This is a genomic window from Streptomyces sp. NPDC012508 (assembly GCF_042902595.1).
Taxonomy (GTDB): Bacteria; Actinomycetota; Actinomycetes; order Streptomycetales; family Streptomycetaceae; genus Streptomyces.
Genome location: NZ_JBIBEO010000002.1, coordinates 515,713 through 531,144, shown reverse-complemented (window position 1 = coordinate 531,144; position 15,432 = coordinate 515,713). Strand labels below are relative to the sequence as shown.

Genomic DNA, 15,432 nt, shown 5'->3' with positions numbered 1-15,432 from the left:
AACCGAGCACCCGTGCCGCCATCGTGCCGGTCGCTCGTCCCCCACGGGCGCGGAGGTACTGTTGCGCCGGTCGATGACGCTCTCTTGACATCACATCAGCATCAACTCGCGGGAAGAGGACAGCGCCGGTGGTAGTGACCGCGCCCCAGCGCGCACGGGCGCTCTTCACGGCACATCCCGCCCGCACGGTGGTCCTCGGGTTCGCGGGTGTGGCGATGGTCGGCACGATGCTGCTGATGCTGCCGCTCGCGACCGAGGACGGTGGTGCCACCGACCTGCTGACCGCGCTGTTCACGTCGACTTCTGCCGTGTGCGTGACCGGCCTCGCGGTCGTCGATACCGGCACGTACTGGAGTGGTTTCGGCGAGGGCGTCATCCTCGCGCTGATCCAGGTCGGCGGCTTCGGCATCATGACGATGGCCTCGTTGCTCGCCCTCCTCGTCTCGGGCCGGCTGCGGCTGCGGATGCAGCTGACGGCGCAGGCGGAGACGAAGAGCCTCGGCATCGGAGACGTCCGCAAGGTCCTCCTCGGTGTGGCCGGCACGACCCTGGCCGTGGAGCTCGGTGTCGGCGCGTTCCTCGCGCTGCGGTTCCGCTTCGGGTACGGCTACGGCTTCGGCGAGTCCGCGTACCTGGGGTACTTCCACGCCGTGTCGGCCTTCAACAACGCCGGGTTCGGTCTGCATGCCGACAGCCTCACCCGCTACGCCCAGGACCCGTGGGTCACGTTGCCGATCGCGCTCGCCGTCATCCTGGGCGGCATCGGGTTCCCGGTCATGCTGGAGCTGCTGCGCCACCGCAACCGGGCGCGTACCACGGGCCGCAGGAACTGGACCCTGCACACCAAGCTCACGGTCATCACGTCAATGGTCCTGCTGGCAGTCGGGACGGTGCTCACGGGCCTCCTGGAGTGGACCAACCCCGCCACGCTCGGCGCGTACGACGTGTGGGGCAAGCTCCTGAACAGCTTCTTCTACTCGTCGATGAGCCGCACCGCCGGCTTCAACTCCCTCGACATCGGCGCACTGCATTCCTCCACGCTCTTGATGACGTGCGCCCTGATGTTCATCGGCGGCGGCAGCGCGGGAACGGCCGGCGGCATCAAGGTCACCACCTTCGCCGTCCTGGCGGCCGCGATCCTGGCCGAGGTACGCGGCGAGCCGAACTCGGTCGTCCTCGGCCGCCGCCTCGCCCCGCATGTGCTGCGCCAGGCGCTCACGGTGGCGCTCCTCGGCGTGGGCCTGGTCATGGCCGCCACCCTGGCCGTGCTGTCGGTGAGCGAGGAGCCGCTGGACGTCGTCGTCTTCGAGGTGGTCTCGGCCTTCGCGACCGTCGGCCTGTCCACCGGCATCACGGCCGACCTCCCGGCGATCGCGCAGCTCATCCTCGTCGGCCTGATGTTCATCGGCCGCATCGGCCCCATCACCCTCGTGTCGGCACTCGCCCTGCGTGAGCGCACACGACGCTACGAACTGCCCGAGGAGCGACCCGTCATTGGCTAACTACCTGCACAACCTGCGCAAGCGCCGGCGCTGGCGGCTGACCGAGCAGCACCAGGTGGCCACAGACCAACGTGTCGCCGTCATCGGTCTCGGCCGCTTCGGATTCTCCCTCGCCAACGAGCTGATGCATCGGGGCTGGGACGTCCTCGGCATCGACACCGACGCCCGGCTCGTCCAGAAGTACAGCGACCTGCTCACCCACGCCGTCGTCGCAGACTCCACCGACCCGGACGTCCTGGGCCAGCTCGGCGTCCACGAGTTCACCAGCGCCGTGGTCGGCATCGGCACCGACATCGAGGCCAGCATCCTGGTCAGCTCCAACCTCCTCGAAGTCGGCGTCCCCAACATCTGGGCCAAGGCGATCAGCCGCCAGCACGGCAAGATCCTCGAACGCCTCGGCGTCCACCACGTCGTCCTGCCCGAACACGAGATGGGCGAGCGGGTCGCGCACCTCGTCACCGGCCGGATGCTCGACTTCATCGAGTTCGACGACGACTACGCCCTCGTCAAGACCGTCGCACCGGGCGTGGCCACTGGACAGCCTCTGGGACGCTCCCGGGTCCGCAGCGAGTACGGCGTGACCGTCGTCGGCATCAAGCGGCCCGGGGAAGACTTCACCTATGCGACCGCCGAGACGGTTGTCGAGAAGGGCGACATCATCGTGGTCACGGGCAAGACCCAGGCCGTGGAGGCGTTCACAGATCTGCCCTGACCGCTAGGATCCACTGCTGGTGAGCCGGGAAGTCTGGTCGGCACAGTCGTCCGCCTGCCCGGAAGCAGCCACCATGCCTCTCACCCTCGTCGTGCTCGCCCTGTGGGCGCTCGCCTTCCTGACGTTCAACACCGTCATCGCCGTACGGGTCTGGCGCCTCACTGAGCTGCCACGGTGGCGCCGCGTACTGCCCGCGCTCCTGCTCTGCGCCGCGCTGGCCGCGAGCCTCAGCCGGGCGACCGGCACGACCGTCGTCGCCGAGACCTTTGCGTTCCCCCTGAACGCAGCCACCGCACTGGTAGGTACGTTCGAAATGCGTCGGCACCGTGTGCGCGCGAACGGCGCTGCACAGGGAGCGTCGGCGTGAGCCCGTGGGTGAGCTGGACACTCCTGGCCGCCGGGGCCGTACTGGTTCTCACGCCGAGCGTCGCCCTTCTCCGGGGCTGGAGACCCGGCAGGCTCAAGTGGTCCGAGGGACCCGTGCCCCTGCTCGGCGTGGCGGGCGTGGCCCTGTACGGAGCGGTGCGCACCGGCGAGGTAGCACGCCTGGCCGGTGCGTCGACCGGCGTGCGCTCGGTGTGTGCGTACACGGCTCTGGGGCTTGTCGCCATGAGCATCGGGTGGGTGATCCTCTACGACCACCTGGCACGTTCCTCGCGGTCGAAGCGTCGCTGAACGCGATCACCGGTGCGTGGTCACCACGGCAGAGTGCGCCGCCGGCCGGGTGACCTCCCCGTCGGGTGGCGCGGGCCTTGTGCTCAGGGCGGCTGTCAGGATCAGCGCCAGCACTGCGATGACGGCCAGGACGACCGCCGTCACGAGTCGGGGGTCGCGCCGTGAACGAGCCTTGACAGGGCGCTCCGGTTGCTCTGGAAACTGCTGGTTCAGCGTCTCCATCGTGGCGCTGAGGGCGGGGTCGTCGTGGGCGAGTCCGTGCTCCATCTCGGCAAGGATGCGCTCGTCGTCTGCGGGGTGACCCATGGTGACCGCCTCCACCGCTGCTGTGGAACTCCTACCGTCAGTGTGCCCGTCCGGCGCTGTCTCGGCGCCCCCAGCGGTCAGAGTTCCTGGTCGGGCCACCCGAGGAGGCGGGCTCCGACGACGGCGGTCTGGAGGGTGTAGCGCTGGGCGGGGTCGCCCGGGTCGGCGCCCGTCAGTCGGTGGATGCGGTCGAGCCGGTACGTGATCGCGCGGACACTCAGGGAGAGGCGTCGGGCGGCCTCGGCGGCCACGCAGCCGGTGTCGAAGTACGCAGTAAGGGTGTTGAGGAGCGGCTCGGCGCCGCCGCGGGCCTGCTGGAGTGGGCCGAGCACGCTGAGGACCAGGTCGGCCATCGCTTGCCGGTCGCGTGTGAGGACGGGGTAGACCAGGAGGTCCGCGGCGTGCAGGACGGGGTCGTTCAGGTCCATGCGGGCGGCGAGGTCGAGCGCGTTGAGGGCTTCCTCGTAGGAGTGGACGACTCCTCCCGCTCCGGAGTGGGGGCGGCCGATCGCGACCTGGCCGCCGTCGGTGGCGGCGTACGCCTGCTTGGCGAAGTGGGTGAGCACGTCGGGCTCGTCGGCGGGCGCGACGCAGATCAGCCGGCCGTCCTTGGTCGTGAGAAGGATGCGGCGGTTGCCGAAGCGGGCGACGAGCGAGGACTCGACGCTGCGGGAGACCGGAAATCCGTCGGAGTACGGCTCTGGTCCCTGGGCGACGGCCACGGCGTGGGCGTGGGAGAGGAGCAGCCCGAAGCGTTCGGCGCGCTCGGCCAGGCGGCCGAGATCGCTGCGTCCATACAGCAGGTCGTCGATGAACTCGCGGCGCGCCGCCTCTTCCTGACGTACCGCCAGGCGTTGTGCCCGCTCGTGCCCTTCAGCGAAAGCGTCGATTGCCTGCTCGACGGCTGCCAGAAGGTGGTCGTGAGCCCCCTGCGGCAGCTCGGAGTTGGTCGCCCTCGCGGCGGAGAGGTGGGCGCGGACGAGAGCGCGCAGACCCATGCCGGCCTCGGCGGCTCGCTCGCCGCGGGCGCGCAGCCCCTCCAGCTCCTCGCGCGTCAGCCTTCGTCCGGTGACGCAGACGCCCTTCAGGATCTCGGCGTACCCCTCCAGGTACTCCTCGGCCGACTCCCGTTCGGTCACGGTCCCTCCCCGACTACAGGTTGCGTCGTTGATGAGTTCCTGACGCGCGGAGACCAAGGGTGCCATGGCTCCGTCGAGGGGGCTGCTACCGGCATCAAGAAGGCGTTAAGACTGCCGGGCGACGGCAATGTGCGAGGCGCACCCGCGGTGCCACGATGGGCCTGCCGGGGGTGTGGGTGGAGAGCCGATGCCGGGGGCCGGAAGCTGTCACGCGTCAGGGGGTAGGCCATGGGGGAGTTGCTGAACGCCGCCGTCGGCTTCCCCACGCTGCTCTTGACCGCGGCGCTGGTCGTCGTCATCGGTTTCTGGCTGCTGGTGCTCTGCGGTGCGGCGGGCTACGACGCGTTCGACTCCGACGTGGACACCGACGCACTGAAGCTCGGCAGGCTGCCCGTCGCTGTGGCGGCCTCGGTCTTTGTCGCGGTCGGCTGGTTCCTGAGCCTGTTCGGCGCCGTATTGCTCGAAGCTGCCGCCCTGCAAGGCGCCCTGTCCCCACTGCTCTCCTTGCTCCTGCTCTTTCTCGCGCCCTTCGTCTCCTGGCGTGTGACGGGTCGCCTCGTACGACCGCTTGCCGCGCTCTTCCCTGACGAACCCGGGCCTTCCCGGGAAGACGTCGCCGGCCTGACCTGAGTTCGTCGGTCGTGCTCTTCCGGGCTGCCGCCCACCACACTTCACCTCACCCGAGGACTTCTCATGGATGCCATCACCGTGGGCATCGGCGTGCTCGTCGCCGTCGCCCTGCTCGCTGCCCTCGCCCTCCTGTTCGTGCTCAGCCGGCTGTTCCGCAAGGTGGAACAGGGCAAGGCACTGATCGTGTCCAAGATGCGGAAGGTCGACGTCACGTTCACCGGGCAGGTCGTTCTGCCCGTGCTGCACAAGGCCGAGGTCATGGACATCTCGGTGAAGACGATCGAGATCTCCCGGACCGGCCGGGACGGGCTGATCTGCCGGGACAACATCCGTGCCGACATCCGGATCTCGTTCTTCGTGCGGGTCAACAAGACCGTCGAGGACGTCATCAAGGTCGCGCAGGCCATCGGCACCCAGCGGGCCAGCGACAAGGAAACGCTGCAGGAGCTGTTCAACGCCAAGTTCTCCGAGGCGCTCAAGACCGTCGGCAAGCAGCTCGACTTCACCGATCTGTACACCAAGCGCGAGGAGCTGCGCTTTCGGATCATCGAGATCATCGGCATCGACCTCAACGGCTACAGCCTGGAGGACGCGGCCATCGACTACCTGGAGCAGACTCCGCTCTCCCATCTGGACCCCGGCAACATCCTGGACGCGCAGGGCATCCGGAAGATCACCGAGCTGACGGCTGTCGAGAACGTCCGTACCAACGAGTTCCGTCAGCACGAGCAGAAGGAGATCACCCGGCAGAACGTCGACGCCCGCGAGGCCATCCTGGAGTTGGAGCGGCGCCAGGCGGATGCCGAGATCAAGCAGAAGCGGGAGATCGACACCGTACGTGCCCGGGAGGAGGCCGAGACCGCGAGGGTCGTGGAGGAGGAGCGGCTGCGGGCGCAGAGCGCCTTCCTCAAGACCGAGGAGCAGCTCGGGATCCAGCGAGAGAACCAGGCCCGTGAGGTTGCGGTCGCGCAGAAGAACCGCGAGCGGGTCATCGCCGTCGAGAACGAGCGGATCGAGAAGGACCGGATGCTCGAGGTCATTGCCCGCGACCGGGAAACCGAACTCACCCGCATCTCTGCCGAGAAGGAGGTCGAGGTCGAGCGCCGTGACATCGCCGAGGTGATCCGTGAGCGGATCGCGGTCGACCGCACGGTCGCCGAGCAGGAGGAGTCCATCAAGCGGCTGCGGGCGGTCGAGGAGGCCGAGAGGGACCGGCAGGCGGTCGTCATCGCGGCCGAGGCCGAGGCGCAGGAGAGGCTCGTCAAGGACATCAAGGCCGCCGAGGCCGCCGAGCAGGCCGCCGTGCACCGGGCGGCCGAGGAACTCACCCTGGCGGAGGCCCGTAACAAGGCCGCCGACATGGATGCCCGCGCCAAGATCCGACTCGCCGAGGGCATCCAGGCCGAGGCGGCGGCGGAAGGCCTCGCGGCCGTGCAGGTACGGGAGAAGGAGGCAGGCGCCATCGAGAAGGCCGGCCGCGCCGAGGCGGAGGCCACCGAGGCCCGACTGCGTGCCGAAGCCGTCGGCACCCGTGAGAAGGCGCTCGCCGAGGCGACCGCGATCGGCGAGAAGCTCAAGGCAGAGGCAGCGGGTCTGACCGAGAAGGCGGCCGCCATGACCGCGCTCGACGAGGCGTCCCGTAACCACGAGGAGTACCGGCTGCGCCTGGAGGCCGAGAAGGACATCCGGCTCGCCGGGCTCGAAGTGCAGCGCCAGGTCGCAGAGGCGCAGGCCACCGTCCTCGCGACAGGTCTGGAGCACGCCGACATCAACATCGTCGGCGGGGAGTCCGTCTTCCTCGACCGGCTCGTGCAGTCGATCGCGCTCGGCAAGTCGGTCGACGGCTTCATGGATTCCTCGCAGACCGCGCAGGCCCTCGCGGGCTCGTGGCTCAACGGCACCTCGGACTTCACCGAGGACCTGACCAAGGTGCTCGGCTCCCTCTCCACGGCCGATGTGCAGAACCTCAGCGTGTCCGCGCTGCTGGCGAAGGTCATGAAGTCCGGTGTCCTGGACGGAGCGGCTCCGGCCGGACTCGAGGCGCTGAACGGCGCCGCCAAGAACTGACCGCCCCGGGGGAGCGGCCGGAGGTGGCTGAGCTGCCACGGGGGTGCGGCTCAGCCACCTGAATCACCTTGCACGCACAGGAGCTGGAGCAGATGGAGACCGGTATGGAGACCACGCTGGACGCCGGCACGTATGAGGTGCTGCGCGACCGGCTCGGCGCACAGGCCGCCGAACTGGCCCGCCGCGCGGAGATCTTGAACACGGCCCGCATCACGGCCTTCGGCTCCACCGATCTCAAGCTCACAGGTACCGAACGCATCCGGACCGACAACACCTGTGTGCCGCGCGACATCGTGGCCGTCGGCGGTCGGCTGCTCTCCGGCTACAACGCGTCCACGGTGCTCAGGTCGGAGACCGCCGTCGGTGACGTGTTCGCCCTCCACGACCGCGAGCTGAACCGGCTCCCCGACGACGCCGTGCCCGGCCTGCTCGACGACCCGGCCTTCATCCGCGAGTTCTCGGCCCTGCACCGGTACTACCAGGGCGCGCGGCTGCTCCAGCTTCGCCATGTGGACGGCAAGCTGCTCGCTGTGTTCCAGATCGGTGAACAGGCCGACGACATCCGCGTGCTGCGCTGGGCCCTCACCCCGTCCGGCGAAGCACAGTTCCTGGACGCCCGAGGCGAGCGCGACCATGTCTTCCCCGCCCCGCAGGACTTCGAGTGGACCGAGACGACCCGCGAAGACCACGTCCTCGGCCGGCACCCGCACGTCTCCATCGACGGGACGGTCTTCGTCTCCACCATCGGCGGGGCCCTCACCATCAAGACGGAGAACGACACCGAGACCGGGGACGGCATCTACGCCGAGCCCGTGGACGAGCCACTTCAGTCACTCGCGGACGCCGAGGTCTCCCACGCCACGATCGGCACGATGATCCTCCTGCGCATCCGCCCGTACAAGGAGGAGACCCGGCGCCACCTGGTCTTCAACACGGTCACGAAGACCGTGGTCCGGCTCGACGGCATCGGTCAGTCCTGCCGACGGCTGCCCGAGGACCAGGGGATCGTCTTCCCCGGCGGGTACTGCCTGGCCACCGGTGCGGTGAAGACCTTCGACGCGGACACCCGCGACCTGGAGTTCGAGCGCGCCGTGCGTTCGCCGAACGGCGAGGACGTGCTGTACGCGTTCCACGCCCGGGCCGAGGGCCGCAGCCTGCTCCTCCCGTACAACCTGATCCGCAAGGAGATCGACACGCCCCTGTCCTGCCACTGCTACGCCCTCTTCGACGACGGCGCGCTGGTGGTCCTGCGCGCCGAGGCGGATGCGCCCACGCGGGTGCACCCGCTGCAGACCTGGCAGAGCCCGTACGTCTCCGCCACCCACGTCGCGCCCTCCGCGCACGGCCCGCTGGCCCGGATCGGCAACGCCGACCTGGTGCGCGGCATCTCCGACTGTCTGTCCATAGCCCGCCAGGTCACCGAGACCACCCCGACCAGCGGCGGGTACGCGACCCTGCTGAGTGCCTGCACACGCGCCACCGACCAGCACCACTGGCTCGGCGACCCGGAGGCAGGGGAGCTGCTCACCCCACTGCGCGAAGTGCGGACCACCGCCGAGCAGGTGCTGGCCGAGTTCGAGACCGTACAGACCCTGACTCGGCAGGCCGCCGACGCGCTGGCAGCTACCGCCGAGGACATCGCCCGACTGGTGCGTCGGATCCGCGGCGAGGCACCGGCCGGCGCCCAGGAGTGGATCAGCCGCATCACCGAGCTCCGGCAGGCGCAGGGCCGCCTGCTGACCCTGAAGGAGATGCGGTACGCCGACACAGAGGGCATCGACGCGCTGGCCGGGGACGTCGAGGGCGTCATCGCCTCCACCGCCCAGCGCGCCGTCTCCTTCCTCGGCCGGGAGGACGCCTTCGCCGGTCACCACGCCGAGGTCGAGCGGCTCACCGCCGACGCCGAGGCGATCGCCACCGTTGCCGAGGCCGGCCCGGTCACCAACCGGCTGGAGTCACTGACGACTGGGCTCCAGACGCTCACAGAAGTCGTCGCCGGCCTTGACATCGGCGACGCGACGGTCCGCACCGCGATTCTGGAGCGGATCGCGGAGGTGCTGGGCGGGGCGAACCGGGCGGGGGCGGAGCTCTCCGCCCGTCGCCGGGGACTCCTCGATCAGGAGGGACAGGCCGAGTTCGCCGCCGAGTTCGCGCTCCTCGCCCAGTCGGTCACGGGCGCTCTGGCATCCGCCGGCACCCCCTCGGCCTGCGACGACCAGCTCGCACGCCTCCTGCTCCAGTTGGAGAACCTGGAGTCGCGCTTCGCCGAGCACGACGGCTTCCTCGGCAAGATCGCCGACAAGCGCACGGAGGTGTACGAGGCGTTCTCGGCGCGCAGGCAGACCCTTCAGGACGCCCGAGCCCGCCGGGCCCAGCAACTCGCGGACTCGGCGACACGGGTCCTGGAGGCCATCAACCGACGGGCCTCGTCCCTGGAAAGCCTCGACGCGGTCCACACGTACTTCGCCTCGGACTCCATGGTCGCCAAGGTCCGCCGCACATCGGAGGAGCTGCGCGCACTCGACGACCAGGCACGGGCCGAGGAGCTCGACGGCCGGCTCGCGGCCGCCCGGCAGGAGGCCGGGCGCGCCTTGCGGGACCGCGCCGAGCTGTACGCGGACGGCGGAGACACGATCCGCCTCGGCCGGCACGCGTTCGCCGTCAACCGGCAGACACCCGAACTGACCCTCGTACCGTACGAGGACACGCTCGCTTTCGCCCTCACCGGCACCGACTACCGCGCGCCGGTCACCGACCCGGAGTTCGCCGAGACCCGGCCGTACTGGGACCGATCACTGCCCTCCGAATCGTCCGAGGTCTACCGCGCCGAGCACCTGGCCGCGCGACTGCTCACCGAACACGGACCCGACGCCCTCTCCGGCGCTGATCTGCCCGCACTCGTCCGGCGGGCTGCCGAAGCCGCTTACGACGAAGGGTACGAGCGTGGCGTCCACGACCACGATGCGGCAGCGATCCTCACCGCACTACTTAGGCTGCACGAGAACGCCGGACTCCTCCGACACCCGGCCACAGCACGTGCCGCCGCGCAGATCTTCTGGTCACACGGCACCACGGATGAGTCCCGCGCCTCATGGACCCGCCGTGCCGCGTCGCTGGTCCGGGCCCGCGACACCTTCGGACTCGCCCCCGCGATCGACACCGCCCGGGCGGAACTCGCCGCCGAGGCGGGAGACGCCGCAGCCGCCGCGTACCTCTTCGAGGAACTGGCCGCCGCCCCGGCCGGTTTCGCGGTGTCCGAGTCAGCCCGCACATTCCTGGAGAAGTTCCGCCGGGCCGTCGGAAGCCCCACGTACGACGATGACCTGGCCGCTCTCCCGGATCCGTCCGCCCGACGCCAGCTGGTGGAAGGCTGGCTCACGTCCTACGCGGCGGCATGCGGCGAGGAGATCGACGACGGCGACCTCGCCGAGGCGGTCGCGATCGAGCTGTGCCCGGACCTGGAGCGCTACGACGCGAGTGGCACGACGGTCGCGAAGGTCACCGGCTTGCTCGGAACACACCCGCGAATCGCCGACCGGACACTGATCCTGCGGCTGGACGAGTTCCTGGCGCGTACGGCCCACTTCGCGGACCGCTTCGTGCCCGGCTTCCGGGCGTACCAGCAGCAGCGGACCGCCCTCGCCGCCGCCGAGCGCCGCCGGCTGCGGCTGGACGAGTACCGGCCCCAGGTCATGTCGTCGTTCGTACGCAACCGGCTCGTCGACGAGGTCTACCTGCCCCTGATCGGCGACAACCTGGCCAAGCAGCTCGGCGCAGCCGGTGACGCCAAGCGGACCGACAACAGCGGCCTGCTGCTGCTCCTCTCGCCGCCCGGGTACGGCAAGACGACGCTGATCGAGTACGTCGCCGACCGCCTCGGCCTGCTTCTCGTCAAGGTCGACGGGCCGACCCTCGGGCAGGACACGGCCTCGCTCGACCCCGCCGAGGCCCGGAGCACCGCCGCCCGCCGGGAGCTGGAGAAGATCGCCTTCGCCCTGGAGGCGGGCAACAACGTCCTGCTGTACCTGGACGACATCCAGCACACGTCACCCGAGTTCCTGCAGAAGTTCATTCCTCTCTGCGACGCGACCCGGACCCTGAACGGCCACGACCTGCGGGGCAAGCGCTTCGCCGTGTGCATGGCCGGCAACCCCTACACCGAGTCCGGCCGGCTCTTCCGCGTCCCTGACATGCTCGCCAACCGCGCCGATGTCTGGAACCTCGGCGACGTCCTCACAGGCAAGGAGGAACCCTTCGCCCTGAGCTTCGTCGAGAACGCCCTCACCTCGAATCCGATCCTCGTACCTCTCGCCGGCCGCGAGCGGACCGACCTGGAACTCCTCGTGCGCCTCGCCGACGGTGACCCGGCCGCCCGCCGAGACGGGCTCGTGCACCCCTACGCCCCCGCCGAACTCGACCGCGTCCTCGCCGTCCTGCGCCACCTGCTGACCGCCCGCGAGACCGTCCTCGCCGTCAACGCGGCCTACATCGCCTCCTCCGCCCAGTCCGACGACGCCCGCACCGAACCGCCCTTCCGACTCCAGGGCTCGTACCGGAACATGAACAAGATCGCGGCCCGTATCTCACCCGCCATGAACAACGCCGAACTCGCCGCCGTGATCGACGACCACTACACCGCCGAGGCCCAGACGCTCACCACCGAGGCCGAGGCCAGCCTCCTGAAGCTCGCCGCGCTGCGGGGCACCCTCACCACCTCGCAGGCCGCCCGCTGGTCGGAGGTCACCACCGCCTACCTGCGCACCCAGGTACTTGGCGGCGCCGGAGAGGACCCGCTGAGCCGGGCGGTCGCCGCCCTCGGCCTGCTCGCCGACCGCATCACGGCCGTCGAAACGGCGATCACCCGGGCGACGGACCCGCGCCATCTGCTCGCCCGTCCGGCAGGAAGGCACGTGGCAGGACCGGCAGAGGCTTCCCGCTAGGCAGCGTGAGGTGCCTGGTGCTCCATGCGTTCCTGCATATGTCCGAAGAACTCCTCCGGCCGCGTCACGCCGGCCGTCACTCGGGCGAACTCGTCCTGTGCCGAGCGGCTGCGGGACGCGGCGAGGAGCAGCTCCTGCATCTCGGGGGGCGGTGGTTCCAGCGTCGCGAACTCGGCCGTGAACTCGTACATGCTCATGACCTCGGAGTCCCTTGCCTCTTGGCAGGACCGCATGGCTTCGTCGAAAGGCCGGCGGCCGGCGAGTACGTCGTCGAGGGCCCGCGTGCACCGCTCCGCGTCCCGGAAGGCGTCCTGGATGCCCTGGGCGGTGATGGGGTCCTTCAGGTACCCGGCGTCTCCGACGAGGATCCAGCCGGGTCCGTAAGGTTTGCGGAAGTAGTTGGGGATGGCCATGCCGACGAACCGCTCGGCCTGAGTGGCCTTGGAGACCCGTTCGGCGAAGGCCGGAGCGCGGGCCAGTGTGGCGTGGTAGTTGCCTTCGATGTCGCCGCGGTTGGCCTCGAAGTCGCGCATGGGCCACGCGCAGATGACCATCGTCAGGTCGTCGTTGGTGGGCCATGCGGCGAAGGCGCGGTCTTCGCGGTCGAACGCCTCGAACTGCCCGAACATCGGCAGACCGGCCCAGTAGGTGTAGTAGTACGCGTTGATCTTCGCCTTCTCCGCATAGCCTGAGGCGGCCGTTGCCTTTGCGACGGTCGAGTGGAGTCCGTCCGCACCGACGACGATCCGTGCGTGGTCGGTGGCGGTCCTCCCGGCCTTGCCGTGCCCCTTGATTCCGGTGACCGTCCCGCCGTCGAACAGGATCTCCTCGACGGTGAACCCCTCTCGGACCTCGGCGCCCGACTCTGCGGCGGAGTCGACGAGGATCTTGTCCAGGACCGTGCGGCGTGGGGCGTAGGAGACGTCGAAGCCCTCCCCGGCAGGGGACCCGGCGATGACGAAGGGGCCAAGGTCGAACGCATAGATGTCGATTGCGGGGCAGCCCGTTCCGACCACTCGGTCCAGCAGTCCCCAGCGTTCGAGCGCGGCCAGGCCGGGCGGATGGATCAGATGGGTGGAGATGGTGTCGCTCGGGAACGTCGCCCGGTCGACCAGGAGGACCCGGTGACCGAGGCGGGCCAGAAGCATGGCCGTCGGGGCACCCGCACACCGAGCGCCGACGACGATCACGTCGTAATCCTCGGTTCCGGCACCGGACACGCCGGCTGTGCTGGTCATGGACCTCACCTGCCGATCGAGCACCGCCCGACGGAACAGTCTGCGGCCAGGCGGGGTGTCTGTCGCAGTTGCGGTGCGTCACTTCCACGCTAGACCAGGCTCACGCGCCGTTCCCGCCGAGCCGTGGACGACTGTCTGCGGGCCATCCCTCGTGAACAGGGGTGTTACGTACTCAAGCTCCTGACCTGCGGAGATAAGTGCACTGTGAACGGACGCCGTGTCCGAATAACGGTCACGTCACGCTTGCTGGGACTTTCGAAGATCACCATGCGTTATGTGACGTCCGTCACGCTGCGTGTGGCGGATGTCGTGGTAGGAATGCGCAACTTCGCAGGTGGAACCGCTCGTCGCCGCTCCTGCGCAGTGCCGGCACGCACCGGCAGCACGACCAAGGTGATCACGTTCCGAGTTCGTGGACGTCGGCCCTCGGGTCGCCGATCGGACAACGGCGTTCGCTCAAAGCCCGCACATCCACCGGCGCAGCCTCCCGCACGCCGGTCCTGCGTTACTGAGGTCCCCATCGTGTCACTCGATTCCTTCACCCAGTCCGTCGACGAGGCCGTCAGCGGCTTCTTCGAGCCCATAGCCAAATGGCTGGGCGAGGTCGTCTTCTACTCCGTTCCCGTCGGTGGTACGGAGCTTCCCCTCATCGTGGCCTGGCTCGTCGTCGCCGGTCTGGTCTTCACTGGCTGGTTCGGCCTCGTGCAGCTGCGCAAGTTCAAGCTCGCCGTGAACGTGGTGCGGGGCAAGTACGACGAGAAGGGGTCGGCCGGCGAGGTCAACCACTTCCAGGCGCTGACCGCCGCCGTCTCCGGCACGGTCGGACTCGGCAACATCGCCGGTGTGGCCGTCGCCGTCTCCATCGGTGGCCCCGGCGCCACGTTCTGGATGATCCTTTGCGGCCTGCTCGGCATGGCGACGAAGTTCGTCGAGGTCACCCTCGGTGTGAAGTACCGCGAGGTCCACGCCGACGGCACCGTCTCCGGCGGTCCGATGCACTACCTGCCCAAGGGCCTGGCCGAGCGCTTCGGTAAGAACGGCAAGACGCTCGGCAAGGTTCTCGCCGTGCTCGCCTCGTTCATGATCCTGTTCTTCGGCCTGTTCGGTGGCAACCTCTTCCAGGTCAACCAGTCCTATGCCCAGCTCGTCTCCGTCACCGGCGGCGAGAACGGCGCCCTGGGCTCCTCCGCCGGCGCGCTCTTCTTCGGCATCCTCATCGCCGCCCTCGTCGGCATCGTGCTCCTCGGCGGCATCCGCTCCATCGCCTCGGTGACCAGCAAGCTCGTTCCCGCCATGGCGGGCATCTACATCGCCGCCTGCCTCGTCGTCATCGCCGTCCACGTCACCGCCGTCCCCGCCGCGATCGCCACGATCATCGAGGGCGCCTTCAACCCTCAGGGCGTCGCCGGCGGTGTCCTCGGCGCGCTGATCATCGGCTTCAAGCGGGCCGCGTTCTCCAACGAGGCCGGTCTCGGCTCCGCCCCGATCGCCCACTCCGCGGTGAAGACCAAGCACCCCGCGAGCGAGGGTCTGGTCGCCCTGCTCGAGCCGTTCATCGACACGGTCGTCATCTGCACCATGACCGCGCTGACCATCGTCATCGCCAACCCCGCCAGCTATGTCGAGGTCCGTAAGGGTGGTGAGTCCATCGGCGGCGTGACCATCACCTCCGACGCCTTCGCCACCGTCCTTCCCTGGTTCCCGTACATCCTGACCATCGCGGTCATGCTGTTCGCGATCTCCACCGTGCTGACCTGGGGCTACTACTGCATGAAGGCGTGGACCCACCTCTTCGGCCGCTCCAAGGCCAGTGAGTTCACGTTCAAGGTCCTCTACACGCTCTTCGCGGTGGCCGGTTCGCTGCTGACCCTGCAGACCCTCATCGACATGGCCGACGCGGTGCTCTTCATGCTCGCCGTCATCAACATCATCGGCCTCTACCTCCTCGCCCCGGTCGTCAAGCGGGAGCTGAACTCCTTCCTCACCTTCGTGAAGAAGCGCGACGCCGGCCTCGACACGGACGAGGACGAAGACCAGGAGCCGGTGAAGACCACCGTCTGACCGCCCCCCCGGCGGGCCGGTTCCTGAGAGGGCCCGCTCCCACCTCGCGCCTTGGTGGGGACGGGCCCTCTCGCCCTGTTCAAGCGTTCCAACAGGTGAGAGACGCCTGGTGGGACCCCCGGCCACCCGATAGGGTGTTAAGAACGCATCAACATGATGCTG

11 protein-coding genes are annotated in these 15,432 nt (G+C 69.2%); 8 read left to right on the top strand and 3 right to left on the bottom strand.

Annotated elements, in window-relative coordinates; translation table 11 throughout:
* The first annotated feature begins 134 nt into the window (after positions 1 to 134).
* The 4 genes from ACFY8U_RS08480 to ACFY8U_RS08465 all read left to right on the top strand — a co-directional run bounded on the left by ACFY8U_RS08480 (position 135) and on the right by ACFY8U_RS08465 (position 2,889).
* Positions 135 to 1,502 (top strand): TrkH family potassium uptake protein, encoded by a 1,368-nt coding sequence (locus tag ACFY8U_RS08480; protein ID WP_389567372.1) that lies wholly within the window; start codon positions 135 to 137, stop codon positions 1,500 to 1,502.
* The gene (locus ACFY8U_RS08475) at positions 1,495 to 2,214 is read left to right on the top strand and encodes a potassium channel family protein (RefSeq protein WP_389567370.1); all 720 of its coding nucleotides are present in this window, start codon (positions 1,495 to 1,497) and stop codon (positions 2,212 to 2,214) included. The genes ACFY8U_RS08480 and ACFY8U_RS08475 overlap by 8 nt, the downstream gene beginning before the upstream one ends.
* Positions 2,215 to 2,287: 73 nt before the next feature.
* On the top strand, positions 2,288 to 2,581 hold the full coding sequence (locus ACFY8U_RS08470) for a hypothetical protein (protein ID WP_361666616.1): 294 nt from the start codon (positions 2,288 to 2,290) through the stop codon (positions 2,579 to 2,581).
* Complete coding sequence (locus tag ACFY8U_RS08465) at positions 2,578 to 2,889, top strand: hypothetical protein (protein ID WP_389567367.1); 312 nt, start codon at positions 2,578 to 2,580, stop codon at positions 2,887 to 2,889. Before ACFY8U_RS08470 ends, ACFY8U_RS08465 begins: the two co-directional genes overlap by 4 nt.
* Before the next feature lie 6 nt (positions 2,890 to 2,895).
* On the opposite strand, the gene ACFY8U_RS08460 is transcribed toward ACFY8U_RS08465, so the two are convergent.
* Together ACFY8U_RS08460 and ACFY8U_RS08455 are read right to left on the bottom strand one after the other, a co-directional pair.
* Positions 2,896 to 3,195, bottom strand: coding sequence for a DUF3040 domain-containing protein (locus tag ACFY8U_RS08460; protein WP_389567364.1), 300 nt, complete (start codon positions 3,193 to 3,195; stop codon positions 2,896 to 2,898).
* A gap of 77 nt (positions 3,196 to 3,272) precedes the next feature.
* A complete protein-coding gene (locus ACFY8U_RS08455; protein WP_361666612.1) occupies positions 3,273 to 4,334 on the bottom strand; it encodes a helix-turn-helix domain-containing protein in 1,062 nt (353 codons plus the stop codon).
* A gap of 228 nt (positions 4,335 to 4,562) precedes the next feature.
* Between ACFY8U_RS08455 and ACFY8U_RS08450 the strand changes: the two genes are divergently transcribed.
* The 3 genes from ACFY8U_RS08450 (at position 4,563) to ACFY8U_RS08440 (ending at position 11,971) form a co-directional block, all read left to right on the top strand.
* A complete protein-coding gene (locus ACFY8U_RS08450; RefSeq protein ID WP_389567361.1) occupies positions 4,563 to 4,964 on the top strand; it encodes a hypothetical protein in 402 nt (133 codons plus the stop codon).
* Between the two features lie 63 nt (positions 4,965 to 5,027).
* Positions 5,028 to 7,031 (top strand): flotillin family protein, encoded by a 2,004-nt coding sequence (locus ACFY8U_RS08445; protein WP_389567359.1) that lies wholly within the window; start codon positions 5,028 to 5,030, stop codon positions 7,029 to 7,031.
* Positions 7,032 to 7,123: 92 nt separating this feature from the next.
* On the top strand, positions 7,124 to 11,971 hold the full coding sequence (locus ACFY8U_RS08440) for a DNA repair ATPase (RefSeq protein ID WP_389568271.1): 4,848 nt from the start codon (positions 7,124 to 7,126) through the stop codon (positions 11,969 to 11,971).
* On the opposite strand, the gene ACFY8U_RS08435 is transcribed toward ACFY8U_RS08440, so the two are convergent.
* Positions 11,968 to 13,209, bottom strand: a complete 1,242-nt coding sequence (locus ACFY8U_RS08435) for an NAD(P)/FAD-dependent oxidoreductase (protein WP_389567356.1) — start codon at positions 13,207 to 13,209, stop codon at positions 11,968 to 11,970. The genes ACFY8U_RS08440 and ACFY8U_RS08435 overlap by 4 nt on opposite strands.
* Positions 13,210 to 13,731: 522 nt before the next feature.
* On the opposite strand from ACFY8U_RS08435, the gene ACFY8U_RS08430 reads away from it, so the two are divergent.
* Positions 13,732 to 15,270, top strand: coding sequence for an alanine/glycine:cation symporter family protein (locus ACFY8U_RS08430; RefSeq protein ID WP_389567353.1), 1,539 nt, complete (start codon positions 13,732 to 13,734; stop codon positions 15,268 to 15,270).
* Positions 15,271 to 15,432 lie beyond the last annotated feature (162 nt).

Excerpts from the sequence above, each read along its gene's own strand:
- ACFY8U_RS08450 (WP_389567361.1), top strand. The coding sequence starts at position 4,563 with ATGGGGGAGTTGCTGAACGCCGCCGTCGGCTTCCCCACGCTGCTCTTG.
- ACFY8U_RS08460 (WP_389567364.1), bottom strand. The coding sequence starts at position 3,195 with ATGGGTCACCCCGCAGACGACGAGCGCATCCTTGCCGAGATGGAGCAC.
- ACFY8U_RS08445 (WP_389567359.1), top strand. The coding sequence starts at position 5,028 with ATGGATGCCATCACCGTGGGCATCGGCGTGCTCGTCGCCGTCGCCCTG.
- ACFY8U_RS08440 (WP_389568271.1), top strand. The coding sequence starts at position 7,124 with ATGGAGACCGGTATGGAGACCACGCTGGACGCCGGCACGTATGAGGTG.
- ACFY8U_RS08435 (WP_389567356.1), bottom strand. The coding sequence starts at position 13,209 with ATGACCAGCACAGCCGGCGTGTCCGGTGCCGGAACCGAGGATTACGAC.
- ACFY8U_RS08470 (WP_361666616.1), top strand. The coding sequence starts at position 2,288 with ATGCCTCTCACCCTCGTCGTGCTCGCCCTGTGGGCGCTCGCCTTCCTG.